Genomic DNA, 13,069 nt, shown 5'->3' with positions numbered 1-13,069 from the left:
TCCGGGCTCGCCTGCGGCGCCCCGGAATGACGGGGTTGGGGCGGATGGCCGGTTTGGGCCTGCGCCGGCCGGAGAGGTTTGGATGGCTGTCGACACATCCGCGTCGATCCCATCGCCAACCCGGTCATTCCGGGCCGCCGCAGGCGGACCCGGAATCCAGAGCCGCGCGGCCGGGCCATCGCTCGCAGCCTCTGGGAGGAAGCGTCAGAGGGCGAGACTCCCCGTCAGGTCGGACCAGTCCGGGTTGAAGTCCTCGATCAGCCTGATCTTCCAATCGCGGCGCCACGTCTTGAGCGCCTTCTCGCGCTGAATCGCCTCGATGGGTCGATCATAGAATTCGTACCAGACCAGGCGGTCGACCGCGTAACGCGCCGTGAAGCCGGCCGTTCGCTTCGCCTTGTGCTCATGGACACGGCGCGCCAGGTCGTTCGTCACGCCGATATACAGCGTACCGTGTCGCCGGCTCGCGAGCATGTAGACGGCGAAGGGCATGGTTTTCGTCGCAGGGTCGGGGCACACGATCATGCGACGATCCGACGGCTGCGTCAGCGATCTTTCCACGTTCGTCGTGGGTCTGGATTCCGGGCTCGCCTGCGGCGCCCCGGAATGACGGGGTTGGGGCGGATGGCCGGTTTGGGCCTGCGCCGGCCGCAGGGGTCTGAAAGGCTGTCGAAGCATCCCCGTCGATTCCATCGCCAACCCGGTCATTCCGGGGCGCCGCAGGCGAACCCGGCGACTGTCTTACGGGTCAAGGGTTTTTGGCGGGCCGTAGGGGGTTTTGGTCTTGAGGACGGCGTTGGCAGTGACGAGGATGCGGCGTGCGATGGCGACGAGGGCGACCTTGGCGGGTTTTCCCTGGGCCCGCAGGCCGAGATAGGCGTCCTTGAGGGTGCGGTCGTGGCGCACGGCCACGAGGGCGCTCATGTAGAGAGCGGTGCGCACGCAGGGGCGTCCGCCGCCGATCATGGCCCGGGGCGGTGCGTTGCCGGACTGGCTCACGTGAGGCGCGAGCCCGGCCAGGCTGGCGATGCTCTTGCGGTCGCGGTGTCCCAGTTCGGGCAGGTCGCAGATCAGGACCCCGGCGACGCGCGGGCCGATGCCCGGCAGGGTGACGAGGAGGCGCTGGGCCTGGGCGCGCTCGGCATCGGCGGCGATGCGGGCGGCCAGTTCGGCCTCGACGGCGGCGCAGGCCGCGTCGAGGGCGGCGATGGTGGCCCGGTGGCTCTGGACGACGGCGGGTTCGTGGGCCTGCTTGAGCCGGGTCTTCTCCATGGCCCGCATGGTGACGAGCTGCTGGCGGCGGGTGGAGAGGGCCTTGAGCGCGCGGGCGGCGGCATCGGGCAGGGGACGGACGGCGTCGGACATCAGCAGAGCAAAGCGGGCGATGAGCTGCGCGTCCAGCCGGTCGGTCTTGGCCCGCCCGCCTTCGGCCTCGCGAAACGCCTTGATCCGACGCGGATTGACCACCCCGACGCTGAGACCGGCCTCCACCAGGGCGCTGACCAGGGGCTGGGCGACGGAGCCCACGGCCTCCAGCACGACCCGCACGACGCCCGTCCGGGTCAGGTGCGTCACCAGCCGGGCGATGTCGCCCGGTTCGTTCTTGTAACGCCGGGTCTCCCCGGTGGGGGCGAGGCCGAGATCGAGGAAGCGTTGGCCGGCATCGATGCCGGCGGCCAGAAGAGCTGCCATGGGACCGGTCCTGTATCCGGGCTGCCGGCGCCAGACCGTGGGAAGGCTTGGCCGGTGCCCAAGCGACTGTTCGATCGAAAAGGCTATCGAGCAGGCGCGCCCGTGCCGGGGCTACGATCTTGCCGGGATCGGGGATCCAACGGACTGCGCCTGCTCGCGCCACTCTACAGCAGCCGGATCAAGATACAGGGATCCAGAGCCGCGACGACCGCGGAAAACGCGCTGACGCCGCGGCACGATCGGAGCATCTTGCCCACTCCCTCGCTACGAGTCGGCCCAGGCCCTTCGTCGTCTCCAGGCTGACAATCCGGCGTCGTGCGTCCGGATTCCGGGCTCGCCTGCGGCGCCCCGGACTGGCGGGGTTGGGGCGGCTGGCCGGGGTTCCCGGCTTGACCACGGCCGCCGATGCCCTGCAATGCGCGCATGCGATCCCTGTCGATCCCGCTCCTCGCCGCCCTGCTCGCCGCGTCTCCGGCTTTGACCCAGACTGCGGCGCTCGCGCAGGGCGACACCCTCGCCCAGGTCAAGGCGCGCGGGCACCTCGTCTGCGGGGTCAGCGGCGGGGTGGCGGGCTTCAGCATGCCGGACGGGCAGGGGCGCTGGCACGGCCTCGACGTGGATTTCTGCCGGGCGCTCGCCGCCGCGATCTTCGACGATCCCGACAAGGTGCGCTTCATCCCGCAATCCTCGGCCGCGCGCTTCACCGCCCTGCAGTCGGGTGAGATCGACGTGCTCGCGCGCAACACCACCTGGACCCTGTCGCGCGACACCGCCGCGATGAACTTTCCGGTGATCACCTTCTTCGACGGACAGGGATTCCTGGTCCGGAAATCCCTGAACATCAGCCAGGTCAAGCAGCTCGACCGGGCCACGATCTGCCTGCAGCAGGGCACCACCACGGAGCTCAACACCGCCGACTGGTTCCGCACCCGGGGCCTGAGCTACCAGGTCGTCACCTTCGCCAACAGCGAGCAGACGCTGGGCGCCTACGAATCCGGCCGCTGCGACGCCTACTCGACGGACAAGTCCTCCCTCTACGGCGAGCGCCTGAAGACCGCCCACCCGGAGGAGCACGTGATTCTCGACGAGGCGATCTCGAAGGAGCCCTTCGCGCCCGGCGTGCGCCAGGGCGACGACGCCTGGCGCGACCTCGTCGCCTGGACCCACTACGCCATGATCGACGCGGAGGAGGCGGGCCTCACGCAGGAGAACGTGGACCGGCTCCGGCGCGAGACCCTGAGCCCGGACGTGAAGCGCATCCTCGGGCTGGAGGGCAAGTACGGCCAGGGCCTCGGGCTGACCGTCGACTGGGCCTACCGGATCGTCCACCACGTCGGCACCTACGGCGACGTCTTCGCCCGCAACCTCGGCGACGGCACGCCCCTGAAGATCCCGCGCGGGCTGAACGCCCTCTGGACGAACGGGGGCCTGCAATACGGGCCGCCGATCCGGTGAGGGCCGGTACGATGGAACGCGCGTCCGGGCGGACCCTCCCGCTTGTGTGGAGAGCGATCGGAGAGGTCGATCTGCGCATCGGAAACCCGCGCGTTGCACCCCGTCATCCCGGGGCCGCGCAGCGGAGCCCGGGATCCAGAAACACAGGTGGCGCAAGGTTTTACGCTGTCGGCGGCTCTGGATTGCACGCCTCCGGCGCGCCCCTTCGGGTCCGGGCTCGCCTGCGGCGCCCCGGACTGACGGGGTGCTGTCAGAGGTCATCGCCCTGCCCGCAGAGGGCGGATCTTGTGCCCAGTCGGTCGGCGCATGCCTAGATCCCCCCGCGCCCTCGCGCTCCAGGCCCTCGTCGCGCTGGCGCTCGCGGCGCTCGCCTATCTCGCCGTCACCAACGCGTCCGAAAAACTCGCGCGCCAGGGCATCACCGCCGGGTTCGGCTTCCTCGCGCGGGCCGCCGGGTTCGACATCAGCCAGCGGCTGATCCCCTACGCGGCCGCCACCTCGACCTATCTCGACGCGTTTTGCGTCGGCCTCCTCAACACGCTCCTGGTCTCGGGCCTCGCCATCGGGCTGGCCACGCTGATCGGGTTTTCCGTCGGCATCGCCCGGCTCTCGCCGAACTGGCTCGCCCGGACGCTGGCGGCCACCTATGTCGAGACCCTGCGCAACCTGCCGCTGCTGCTCCAGCTCCTGGTCTGGTACGTGGCCGTGCGGGTGGCGCTGCCCGAGGCGCAGCGTCCGGCCGCCTGGGGCGGGGCCTATCTCAGCCAGCGCGGGCTGGTCCTGCCGCGCCCCGAGTTTTTCGGATTCGCCTGGCTCGTGCCCCTGGCCTTCGCGGCGGGGATCGGTGCGGCGATCGCCTGGGGCCGCCGCGCGGCCCGGCGCGTCGAGGCCGGGGCCGAACCCGGCCCGGTCGCGGGGCCGGCCCTCGCCCTCGTGCTCGGCCTGCCGGCCCTGGCCTGGATCGGGCTCGCCCTGGCGGGGCACCCCGTCGGGATCGCCTGGCCGGCGCCCGGCCCCTTCGGCCCCGAGGGCGGGCTCGGGGTGCTGCCGGAATTCGCCGCCCTGCTCCTCGGGCTCTCCACCTACACGGCGGCCTTCATCGCCGAGATCGTGCGCGCGGGCCTCAACAGCGTGGACCGGGGCCAGGGGGAGGCGGCCGCCGCCCTGGGTCTGAGCCGGGCCAAGACGCTGCGGCTCGTGACGATCCCGCAGGCGATGCGGGTGATCGTGCCGCCGCTGACCAGCCAGTACCTCAACGTCACGAAGAACTCGTCCCTGGCGGTGCTGATCGGCTATCCCGACCTCGTCCACGTCTTCATGGGCACGGTGCTCAACCAGACCAACCAGGCCGTGGAGGTCGTGGCGATCACCATGGCGGTCTACCTCACCCTGAGCCTCGGCCTCGCCGCGCTGATGAACGCCTATAACCGCCGCGCGGCCCCCGGATCCCGATGAGGCAGGCGACGCGATGACCGTGATCCGCGAGACCCTCCTGCCCCCGGCCCCGCCCCCGCGCCGGACCGGCGGCCCCGTCGGCTGGCTCCGGGACAACCTGTTCTCGGGGCCCGGCAACACCCTGACCACCCTGGTGATCCTGGCCGGGCTGGCGCTGCTGCTGCCCCCGGTCGTCCGCTTCCTCGTCGTCGACGCGGTCTGGCACGGGGAGTCGGGCGAGGCCTGCCGCCCCGAAGTCGCCGGGCACCCGGTGGGGGCCTGCTGGGCCTTCATCGGGGCCAAGATCAACTACCTCGTCTACGGCTCCTACCCGGCGCCCGAGCGCTGGCGCCCGAACCTGTTCTTCGGCCTCGTGGCCCTGGGCACGGCCTGGATGCTGTGGCTCGACGCGCCGCGGCGCGGCCTCGGGGCGGTCTTCGTCTTCGGCGTCGGCCCGCTCCTGTCCTGCGGACTGCTCTCGGGCGGCCTGTTCCCGGGGATCCCGGTCCTCGGCCTCGCCCCCGTGGCCACCAGCCTGTGGGGCGGCATCCTGGTCACCCTGGTGGTCTCGCTGGTGGGCATCGTCGCGGCCCTGCCGCTGGGCATCCTGCTGGCGCTCGGGCGGCGCTCGGAGCTGCCGGTCCTGCGCTATGCCTGCATCGGCTTCATCGAGTTCTGGCGCGGGGTGCCGCTGATCACAGTGCTGTTCATGGCCAACGTGATGCTGCCGCTGTTCCTGCCCGGCGACCTCACCGTGGACCGGCTGGTGCGCCCGCTGGTCGGCATCGCGCTGTTCGCCTCCGCCTACATGGCCGAGGTGGTGCGCGGCGGCCTGCAGGCGATCCCGGAGGGGCAGGGGCGGGCGGCCCTGGCGCTGGGGCTGACCCGATGGCAGGCCCTGCGCCTCGTCGTCCTGCCCCAGGCCCTCAAGGTGGTGGTGCCCGGCATCGTCAACACCCTGATCGGCCTGTTCAAGGACACGACGCTCGTCTCCATCGTGGGCATCGCCGACTTCATCCGGGTGCTGGAGGCCGCCCGCGCCGATCCGCGCTGGTCGGCGCCGACGATCCCCGCCACGGCCTACGCCTTCGCGGCCCTGTTCTACCTCGCGGTCTGCTTCTCGATGGCGCGCTACGCCGCCTTCGTCGAGCGGCGCCTCGCCGCCGGCGAGCGGGGCCGGGCATGAGCGCGCCCGCCGTCGAGTTCCGCGCCGTGAACAAGTGGTTCGGGACCGCCCACGTCCTGCGCGACGTCTCGCTCACGGTCGCGAAGTCCGAGACCATCGTGATCTGCGGCCCCTCGGGCTCGGGCAAGTCGACCCTGATCCGCTGCGTCAACGGCCTCGAGCCCTATCAGGGCGGCACGATCCGGGTCGAGGGCCAGGACCTCACCCCCGCCCGCATCCCGGCTCTGCGCCGCTCCGTCGGCATGGTGTTCCAGCACTTCAACCTGTTTTCCCACCTCACCGTGCTGGAGAACTGCACCCTGGCGCCGATCCACGGGCGCGGGACCGGGCGCCGGGCCGCCGAGGCGCGGGCGCGGGATGAGCTCGGGCGCCTCGCCATCGCGGAGCTGGCGGACCGCTATCCGGGCCAGCTCTCCGGCGGCCAGCAGCAGCGGGTCGCCATCGCCCGCGCCCTCTGCCTCGACCCGGCCGTGATGCTGTTCGACGAGCCGACCTCGGCCCTCGACCCCGAGATGGTGCAGGAGGTGCTCGACACCATGAGCGATCTGGCGGCCCGCGGCATGACCATGCTCTGCGTCACCCACGAGATGGGCTTCGCCCGGCGGGTGGCCGACCGGGTGGTGTTCATGGACGAGGGCCAGATCGTCGAGGACGCCCCGCCCGAGGCCTTCTTCGACCGCCCCGAGCATCCCCGCACCCGGGCGTTCCTCGCGCGCCTCCTGTGAGCGGGGAAAGGTGTGCCGGCACAGGACGCCGCGCGCCCGGGCGGGCTCCGGTTCGTTAACGTCGATGCGCTAAATCCATCCCGGTACTCGCGTATCCGGGAAGCCCGTCCCTTGCGTATCCTGCGGAACATCGTCGTCGGCAGCGTCTTCGGCGGCAGCGCCCTGGCCATCGCCTTCGCCTGCGTCGACCGGCTCGACCATCCGGCGCCCCGGGCCGCCGCCTCCGCGCCGGTGGCCGCCCTCGCCCGGGCCCGCCCGCCCGAGCCCACCGTGACGGGCTCGCTCCCGGCCGAGGCCGGCCCCTCGATCAGCGACATCCTCGGGCGCGACGCGGTCGCCCGCCAGACCGTGACCCGTCCGCCCGTGCCCAAGGCCTCCACCGCCCGCGAGACGTCGACCCGCGAGACCCCCGCCCGCGAGGCGGCGGGCCGGGCCCCGGCCAAGCCCGTGGCCAAGGTCGCCGCCGCGCCGGCCCCGAAGCCGGCCCGGAAGGCCGCCGAGGGCTTCGACACCGAGCGCCTGAACGCCCTGATGCGCGGCGACCCCGCCGTCACCCTCGCCCGCACGCGCTGAGCGCGCCCCGGGCGCCGCACGCGCCATGCGCCATCCCGCACGGGCGCGCTTCTGAGGGCCTGCTATAAGCCGCGCCCGGTCCCCCGCGGGCCGCGGCCGGCCACAGGGCCGGCCAAGGGCTGGCCAAGAGCCGGCCGAGCCGACCAAGGGGTCGGCAAGGGGAGGCGGCCTTTGGGTCTGATCTATGCGCTCGGCGCCTATCTGAGCTGGGGACTCGTGGTCCCGGTGCATTTTCGCCTGCTCGACGCCGTGCCGGCCCCGAGCATCCTCGCCCACCGCATCGTCTGGTCGAGCCTGCTCGTCGCCGGCCTGCTCGTGGCCCTGCGCCGCCGGATCCGGAACCCCTTCCCCCTGGTGCGCCGGCACGGGCTCCTCGTCCTGTCGGCCGGCCTGATCGGGGTGAACTGGCTCCTCTACCTGCAGGCCGTGCAGTCCGGGCACATGCTCGACGCGAGTCTGGGCTACTTCATCAACCCGCTGATGAGCGTGGCTTTGGGCGCCGTGGTGCTGGGCGAGCGCCTGCGCCCGGTCCAGGCCGCGGCGGTGGCGCTGGCCGCCGGCGCCGTGCTCTTGGCCGTCGCCCTGGCGGGGAGCCTGCCCTGGGTCTCGCTCGCGCTGGCCGGCAGCTTCTCGCTCTACGGGCTCGCCCGCAAGGTCGTCGGCGTCGACGCCATGGTGGGCTTCGCCGCCGAGACGCTGGTGCTCCTGCCGGTGGCGCTGGTCTACCTCGCGGCCTTCGCGCCGCCGGTGATCCAGGGCGACCCCGTGCGGGCCGGCCTGATCCTGCTCACCGGGGCCACCACGGCGCTGCCGCTGATCTGGTTCGCGGCCGCCGCCGAGCGGCTCACCCTGGCGACGCTGGGGCTGATGCAGTACCTCGCGCCCTCCTGCCTCCTGGCCCTGAGCACCCTCGTCTACGGCGAGCGGCTGGAGCCCCACCGCGCGGTGCTGTTCGGGCTGATCTGGCTGGCGCTGGCGATCTACGCCGTCGACGCCACCCGCGCCGCCCGGCAGGCGCGGGCGGGCTGAGGGCCCTCGCCCGAACCTCTCGCCCGAACCCCTCGCCGCGTGCGATCCTGGACCGACCGGGAGAAGCGACCATGCTGACCAACCGCATCACCGACATCGCCGGCCTCCGGGTCGGCCACGCCAGCGATCCGCGCCTCGCCAGCGGCGTCACCGCGCTGCTGTTCGACGACCCCGTGGTGGCCGGCATCGACGTGCGCGGCGGCGGGCCCGGCACCCGCGAGACCGACCTCCTCGACCCCGAGCGCACCGTGGAGCGCATCGACGCCCTGGTGCTCTCCGGCGGCTCGGCCTTCGGCCTCGACGCCGCCGCCGGCGTCGCCGCCCATCTCGCCGAGACCGGGCGCGGCTTTCCCGTCGGCCCGGCCCGGGTCCCGATCGTGCCGGCCGCGATCCTGTTCGATCTCCTCAACGGCGGCGACAAGGCCTGGGGCCGGTTCTCGCCCTATCGCGACCTCGGCTACGCGGCGGCCCTGGCGGCGACGCGCGATGTCGCCCTCGGCTCCGTCGGGGCCGGCACCGGGACGGCCACCGCCAACCTGAAGGGCGGGCTCGGCTCGGCCTCGGCGGTGGTGGACGGTTTGCGGGATGGCGCGGGCTCGGGCCTCGTGGGCTTGGGCCTGCGGGTCGGCGCCCTGGTGGCGGTGAACGCCTTCGGCCGGGTGACGGTGGGGGCGGGGCCGCATTTCTGGGCCGGCCCCTACGAGATCGGCGACGAGTTCGGCGGCCTCGGGTGTCCCGCCGCGATGCCGGCCGACGCCTTCGACTGGCCGCGCAAGGGGCTGCCCGGGGCCAGCACCACCCTGGCGGTGGTGGCCACCGACGCCGTCCTCACCAAGGCGCAGGCGCGCCGCCTCGCCGTGATGGCCCAGGACGGCCTCGCCCGGGCGATCCATCCCGTGCACACGCCGCTGGACGGCGACGTCGTCTTCGCCGTGGCCACCGGCCGGGTGCCTCTGGCCGACCCCGTCCTCGACCTCGCCCGGATCGGCGACGCGGCGGCGCGGACCCTCGCCCGCGCGGTGGCGATCGGCGTGCATCGCGCGACGGTGCCGCCCGGATGGGCCGGGCCGCCGGCCTGGGCGGACCGGTTCGGGGGATGAGACTCGGCCGCGTTTCCGCGTTTCCGCTCGGGAATCGCCGGCTCAGCTCTGGCCGAGTTCGGCCTTGGCATCCGCGATCAGGCCGGCGAGGCCCGCATCGACCTCGGCCCCGAGCAGGCGGCGCTCGGCCTCCGTCAGGTCGGCGGCCCAGCCGCGCTGGCCGAAGCCCTCGGCGCATTTGGCCCGCTCGGCCGCCAGATAGGCCTCGGTCTCGGCCGGCTGCGTGCGCATGGCCTGGACGAGGCCGAACCAGGCGGCCCGCTCCACCACGGCGAGGCGGGCGCGCAGGCGGATCATCACCGCGCGTTCGGGGCTGACATCGTCCATCGGTGGCTCCGTTCCGGCCGGTTCAGCGCCGCGGTTCGCAGCGCGTCTTCACGTAGGTACCCGGCTCGCTGCCGTGCCCGGCATTGGCGGCCAGGACCGGCCCCTGCACCAGGCATTCCTGCAGGGTGTGGGCCGGGCCGGTGATGATGTCGAGGGCCGTCTCGCGGGAGCAATCCGGGGCCTGGACGGTGGAGGCGCAGACGAGGGCGACGACGAGGATCGGGTTCATGGACGGATTACCTGGGTCGGGCCGGCCGTGCGGCAAGGGCGGGTCCCGGATTCGTGTGCAGCTTAGTGCCGATCCGGCCGCCGCACCGGGCGGAGTTCCGTGTCCGTTCCGGGAAGGCGGGAGCAGCATCGTGCCGATAGGTCGGAAAGCCCAGGACAGAGAACCTACGCCGATATTCCTAGGACACGAGGCTCAGTCCGGATCGAGCCCGCTCGGCCCGTCGAACGAAAGCGGAACGAAACGGCATCGCGCCGGTCCGCCGGCCACCGGGTGCGTCCCCTGGCCTGTGGACGCCGCTCCCGCCGGGCGGACCCGCCGCGGGGCGCGCGTGTTAAGACCTTCGTGCGAGAGCTTGAGGGAGCCCCGGGGACGAGCCTCGGCGCGGGAGCCGGAGCAGGCATGACGGTCGGCATCGAGATGGGTCTGAGCATGGGGCCGGGGGCGGAGCCCGCGCGCCTCGACCTCGAGGAGCTCCTGGCCACGCGTCTCCTGGTCCAGGGCAATTCGGGCTCGGGCAAGTCGCACCTGCTGCGGCGCCTGCTGGAGCAGAGCGCCGGCGCGGTGCAGCAGGTGGTGATCGACCCCGAGGGCGACTTCGTCACGCTGGCCGAGGCCTACGGCCACGTGGTGGTGGACGGCGCCCACGGGGAGGCCGACCTCCAGGCCATCGCCGCGCGGGTGCGGGCGCACCGGGTCTCGGTGGTGCTCACCCTGGAGAGCCTCGACATGGAGGCGCAGATGCGCGCCGCGGCCGCCTTCCTGGGCGGCCTGTTCGAGGCCGAGCGCAGCCATTGGCACCCCGCCCTGATCGTGGTCGACGAGGCCCAGATCTTCGCGCCGGCGGCGGCCGGCGACGTCTCGGACGAGGCGCGCAAGGCCTCGCTCGGCGCCATGACCAACCTGATGTGCCGGGGCCGCAAGCGGGGCTTGGCCGGCATCATCGCGACCCAGCGCCTCGCCAAGCTCGCCAAGAACGTCGCGGCCGAGGCCACCAACTTCCTGATGGGGCGCACCTTCCTCGACATCGACATGGCGCGCGCGGCCGACCTCCTCGGCCTCGACCGGCGCGGCGCCGAGCGGTTTCGCGACCTGTCGCGCGGCGAGTTCGTGGCGCTGGGCCCGGCCCTGAGCCGGCGGCCCCTGGCCCTGCGCATCGGCCCGGTGACCACCTCGGCGCGCTCGGGCTCGCCCAAGCTCGTGCCGCTGCCCGCCCCGGCGGATGCGGACCTGCGCGCCCTCATCCTCACCCGCGCGCCCGACGAGCCGGCCCAGGGCTGGGCCCCGGCGCCGCGCACGCCGCCCGTGCCGCGCGCCACCCCGGCCGACCTCATGCGCGAGCTCAGCGCCTACCGGCCCGAGCCGGTGGAGGCGCCCACGCCGCTCAGCGAGGAGGAGATCCGGGCCGGGCTCGACACGGTCCTGCGCGGCATCGCCGCCGACCCGGATGCCGGCGGCCAGCCGGTGGCGGTGGTCTACCAGGACTTCCTCGTGCGCTGCCGGATGCGCGGCCTCGACGGCGAGGCGATCAGCCTGGCGGCCTTCCGCCGCCGCCTCGGCGTCGCCCGGGCCGGGTTCGACGGGGCCGACGTCGCCCCGGACGAGGCGGACGGGCGCTGGGAGGAGGCGCAAGCGGTCGCCGCCACCCTGCCGGACGAGGTCCAGGGCCTGTTCCTCCTCCTCGCCCGCGCGGCGCTCGCCGGGGAGCCCTGTCCCGGCGACGAGGCCCTGGCCCGGGCGATCGGCAGCCGCTCGCCGGGCCGGGCCCGGCGCCTGCTCGCCTATGTGGAGACCCGCGGCACCATCGTGTGCCGCATGGATTACCGCGGCAACCGCATCGTCGCCCTGCCGGCGCTCGCCTGCGAGACCGGGCCGGGCGACCCGAAGGCCCCGACCGAGGCGAAGCCCGGCGGCCCGGCCGCGCCCCCGGCGGGGGATGCCGGCCTGCCCGGGCTGTTCGCTGCCGAGTAGGCCCCCGGGCGAACCGGCCCGGACGCCTCAACGCTTCGTGGCGGCCTCGTAGTATTTCGGCTCGAACAGGCCCTCCAGGGGCACGTCCTTGTCGAGGGTGCCGATGGAGACCTGGTAGGCCTGCATCTTCTTCGTGGCCTCGATGATCTGGCGCGGATCGGCGGTGAACCGGGCGGCCGGCGAGGTCAGGGCCCGGGTGATGGTCGCGGTGTCGGTGATGCCCTTGCCCAGCGCCGCCTCCACGGGCTTGGCCGCGCGGGCCGGGTCGCTCTTCAGGAGCTCGGTGGCCCGCACCACGGCCTTGACCAGGCCCTCGACGGCGGCGGGGTTCTTGTCGGCGAAGGCGCCGAACACGCCCACCACGGTGCCGGGCTGGTCGGGGAACATCTCGCCCCCGGTGGCGATGAGCTTGATGGCGGGATTGCGCATCTGCACGATGGTGAGCGCCGGCTCGCGGATCGAGGCGCCGTCGACGGCCCCGGCCAGCATCGCCTGCTGGGTCGCGTCGATGCCCATGGGCACCACCTCGGCATTGGCCTTGTCGGCCTTGGCCACCTGCCAGAGCCAGTGCTGCAGGGTGGTGTTGGGCACCGAGCCCGGCGGCTGGGTGGCGAGGCGGGCGGCCTTGCCCTCCTGGGCCCGGAACTTCGCGAAGGCCTGCGCCTTGTCGGCGCCGTCGGCGAAGTAGGGGGCGAGCTTCGGGCCCGCCACGAACACCATCTCCTCGACGGCCGTGGCGGCCACCACCCGCACGTCGATGCCCTTGGTGCGGGCGACGGCCAGGGGCGCGACGCCGGCGACGTAGACGTCGATGGTGCCCGAGGCCAGGGCCTGGATCATGTTCGGGCCGGATTCGAAGGTGGTGAAGGTCGGGCTGAGGCCCGCCTCCTTGAGCCAGCCCTCGCCGTTGGCCACGAAGATCGGCGCCGCCCCGATCACCGGGATGACGCCGATGCGCACCGGGACCGGGGCGGCTGTCTGCGCCGCGGCCGGGCCGGCGGCGAGGGCGAAGAGCGTGGCGAGGGTGGCGAAGGCGGCGGCACGGCGGGTCGGGCGCATCGATCAGGGATCCGGTCGGGGGCGGGGCCCGCCCCACGCGGCGGGACGGCGTGCGGCGGGGCCGGGGAGGATGCCGCGCAGTGGCACGCACGGGGCGCCAGTGCAAGAATCCGCTCTCGTCTCGGCCTCCCGCCCCGGATGTTTGGCGTTTTCATCTCCGCCGATCGCGTCACGGAGAAGAGGAATCTCTGGCCAACGAAGATCGACGGGGCCGGCCGGCCCCGTCGAGAGTCCGTCGAATTCGCCTGCGCCGCCGTCCTGATCCGTCCCGTTACGGGAACGGGTCCGGACC

General features: G+C 73.4%; 13 protein-coding genes. 8 read left to right on the top strand and 5 right to left on the bottom strand.

The window, feature by feature from the left end; translation table 11 throughout:
* Positions 1 to 204: 204 nt before the first annotated feature.
* Positions 205 to 492 carry a GIY-YIG nuclease family protein gene (locus ACXJY8_RS07380; RefSeq protein ID WP_463780463.1) on the bottom strand — a complete coding sequence of 96 codons (288 nt, stop codon included), beginning with the start codon at positions 490 to 492 and terminating at the stop codon, positions 205 to 207.
* Positions 493 to 741: 249 nt separating this feature from the next.
* The gene (locus ACXJY8_RS07375) at positions 742 to 1,692 is read right to left on the bottom strand and encodes an IS110 family RNA-guided transposase (protein WP_463778131.1); all 951 of its coding nucleotides are present in this window, start codon (positions 1,690 to 1,692) and stop codon (positions 742 to 744) included.
* A 423-nt stretch (positions 1,693 to 2,115) separates the two neighbouring features.
* Here ACXJY8_RS07375 and ACXJY8_RS07370 point away from each other — a divergent pair, with 423 nt between their 5' ends.
* The 7 genes from ACXJY8_RS07370 (at position 2,116) to ACXJY8_RS07340 (ending at position 9,194) form a co-directional block, all read left to right on the top strand.
* Complete coding sequence (locus tag ACXJY8_RS07370) at positions 2,116 to 3,147, top strand: amino acid ABC transporter substrate-binding protein (protein ID WP_463778129.1); 1,032 nt, start codon at positions 2,116 to 2,118, stop codon at positions 3,145 to 3,147.
* Between the two features lie 306 nt (positions 3,148 to 3,453).
* On the top strand, positions 3,454 to 4,602 hold the full coding sequence (locus ACXJY8_RS07365; protein ID WP_463778126.1) for an amino acid ABC transporter permease: 1,149 nt from the start codon (positions 3,454 to 3,456) through the stop codon (positions 4,600 to 4,602).
* 13 nt (positions 4,603 to 4,615) lie between these two features.
* On the top strand, positions 4,616 to 5,767 hold the full coding sequence (locus ACXJY8_RS07360) for an amino acid ABC transporter permease (RefSeq protein WP_463778122.1): 1,152 nt from the start codon (positions 4,616 to 4,618) through the stop codon (positions 5,765 to 5,767).
* Positions 5,764 to 6,492, top strand: a complete 729-nt coding sequence (locus ACXJY8_RS07355; RefSeq protein WP_463778119.1) for an amino acid ABC transporter ATP-binding protein — start codon at positions 5,764 to 5,766, stop codon at positions 6,490 to 6,492. The genes ACXJY8_RS07360 and ACXJY8_RS07355 overlap by 4 nt, the downstream gene beginning before the upstream one ends.
* Before the next feature lie 111 nt (positions 6,493 to 6,603).
* Positions 6,604 to 7,065 carry a hypothetical protein gene (locus ACXJY8_RS07350; protein ID WP_463778116.1) on the top strand — a complete coding sequence of 154 codons (462 nt, stop codon included), beginning with the start codon at positions 6,604 to 6,606 and terminating at the stop codon, positions 7,063 to 7,065.
* Positions 7,066 to 7,236: 171 nt separating this feature from the next.
* Entirely contained in the window at positions 7,237 to 8,094 is an 858-nt protein-coding gene (gene rarD / locus ACXJY8_RS07345) for an EamA family transporter RarD (RefSeq protein WP_463778114.1), read from the top strand.
* Positions 8,095 to 8,165: 71 nt separating this feature from the next.
* The gene (locus ACXJY8_RS07340) at positions 8,166 to 9,194 is read left to right on the top strand and encodes a P1 family peptidase (RefSeq protein ID WP_463778112.1); all 1,029 of its coding nucleotides are present in this window, start codon (positions 8,166 to 8,168) and stop codon (positions 9,192 to 9,194) included.
* Between the two features lie 42 nt (positions 9,195 to 9,236).
* Here ACXJY8_RS07340 and ACXJY8_RS07335 read toward each other — a convergent pair whose 3' ends face one another.
* Both ACXJY8_RS07335 and ACXJY8_RS07330 read right to left on the bottom strand, forming a co-directional pair.
* The gene (locus tag ACXJY8_RS07335; RefSeq protein WP_463778109.1) at positions 9,237 to 9,521 is read right to left on the bottom strand and encodes a hypothetical protein; all 285 of its coding nucleotides are present in this window, start codon (positions 9,519 to 9,521) and stop codon (positions 9,237 to 9,239) included.
* Positions 9,522 to 9,543: 22 nt separating this feature from the next.
* Positions 9,544 to 9,750 carry a hypothetical protein gene (locus ACXJY8_RS07330; RefSeq protein ID WP_463778107.1) on the bottom strand — a complete coding sequence of 69 codons (207 nt, stop codon included), beginning with the start codon at positions 9,748 to 9,750 and terminating at the stop codon, positions 9,544 to 9,546.
* A gap of 399 nt (positions 9,751 to 10,149) precedes the next feature.
* Between ACXJY8_RS07330 and ACXJY8_RS07325 the strand changes: the two genes are divergently transcribed.
* The gene (locus ACXJY8_RS07325; protein WP_463778105.1) at positions 10,150 to 11,718 is read left to right on the top strand and encodes a helicase HerA domain-containing protein; all 1,569 of its coding nucleotides are present in this window, start codon (positions 10,150 to 10,152) and stop codon (positions 11,716 to 11,718) included.
* Positions 11,719 to 11,745: 27 nt separating this feature from the next.
* On the opposite strand, the gene ACXJY8_RS07320 is transcribed toward ACXJY8_RS07325, so the two are convergent.
* The gene (locus tag ACXJY8_RS07320; protein ID WP_463778103.1) at positions 11,746 to 12,777 is read right to left on the bottom strand and encodes an ABC transporter substrate-binding protein; all 1,032 of its coding nucleotides are present in this window, start codon (positions 12,775 to 12,777) and stop codon (positions 11,746 to 11,748) included.
* Positions 12,778 to 13,069 lie beyond the last annotated feature (292 nt).

It is taken from the genome of Methylobacterium sp. TK31 (assembly GCF_055361545.1).
The sequence above is the reverse complement of the archived record's forward strand: the minus strand, read 5'-3'. Positions and strand labels throughout refer to the sequence as shown.

What these genes read in the sequence shown, in the direction of transcription:
- ACXJY8_RS07335 (WP_463778109.1), bottom strand. Translation starts at nt 9,521, where the DNA reads ATGGACGATGTCAGCCCCGAACGCGCGGTGATGATCCGCCTGCGCGCC.
- ACXJY8_RS07380 (WP_463780463.1), bottom strand. Translation starts at nt 492, where the DNA reads ATGCCCTTCGCCGTCTACATGCTCGCGAGCCGGCGACACGGTACGCTG.
- ACXJY8_RS07365 (WP_463778126.1), top strand. Translation starts at nt 3,454, where the DNA reads ATGCCTAGATCCCCCCGCGCCCTCGCGCTCCAGGCCCTCGTCGCGCTG.
- ACXJY8_RS07355 (WP_463778119.1), top strand. Translation starts at nt 5,764, where the DNA reads ATGAGCGCGCCCGCCGTCGAGTTCCGCGCCGTGAACAAGTGGTTCGGG.
- ACXJY8_RS07325 (WP_463778105.1), top strand. Translation starts at nt 10,150, where the DNA reads ATGACGGTCGGCATCGAGATGGGTCTGAGCATGGGGCCGGGGGCGGAG.
- ACXJY8_RS07360 (WP_463778122.1), top strand. Translation starts at nt 4,616, where the DNA reads ATGACCGTGATCCGCGAGACCCTCCTGCCCCCGGCCCCGCCCCCGCGC.
- ACXJY8_RS07330 (WP_463778107.1), bottom strand. Translation starts at nt 9,750, where the DNA reads ATGAACCCGATCCTCGTCGTCGCCCTCGTCTGCGCCTCCACCGTCCAG.
- ACXJY8_RS07375 (WP_463778131.1), bottom strand. Translation starts at nt 1,692, where the DNA reads ATGGCAGCTCTTCTGGCCGCCGGCATCGATGCCGGCCAACGCTTCCTC.
- ACXJY8_RS07340 (WP_463778112.1), top strand. Translation starts at nt 8,166, where the DNA reads ATGCTGACCAACCGCATCACCGACATCGCCGGCCTCCGGGTCGGCCAC.
- ACXJY8_RS07370 (WP_463778129.1), top strand. Translation starts at nt 2,116, where the DNA reads ATGCGATCCCTGTCGATCCCGCTCCTCGCCGCCCTGCTCGCCGCGTCT.
- ACXJY8_RS07320 (WP_463778103.1), bottom strand. Translation starts at nt 12,777, where the DNA reads ATGCGCCCGACCCGCCGTGCCGCCGCCTTCGCCACCCTCGCCACGCTC.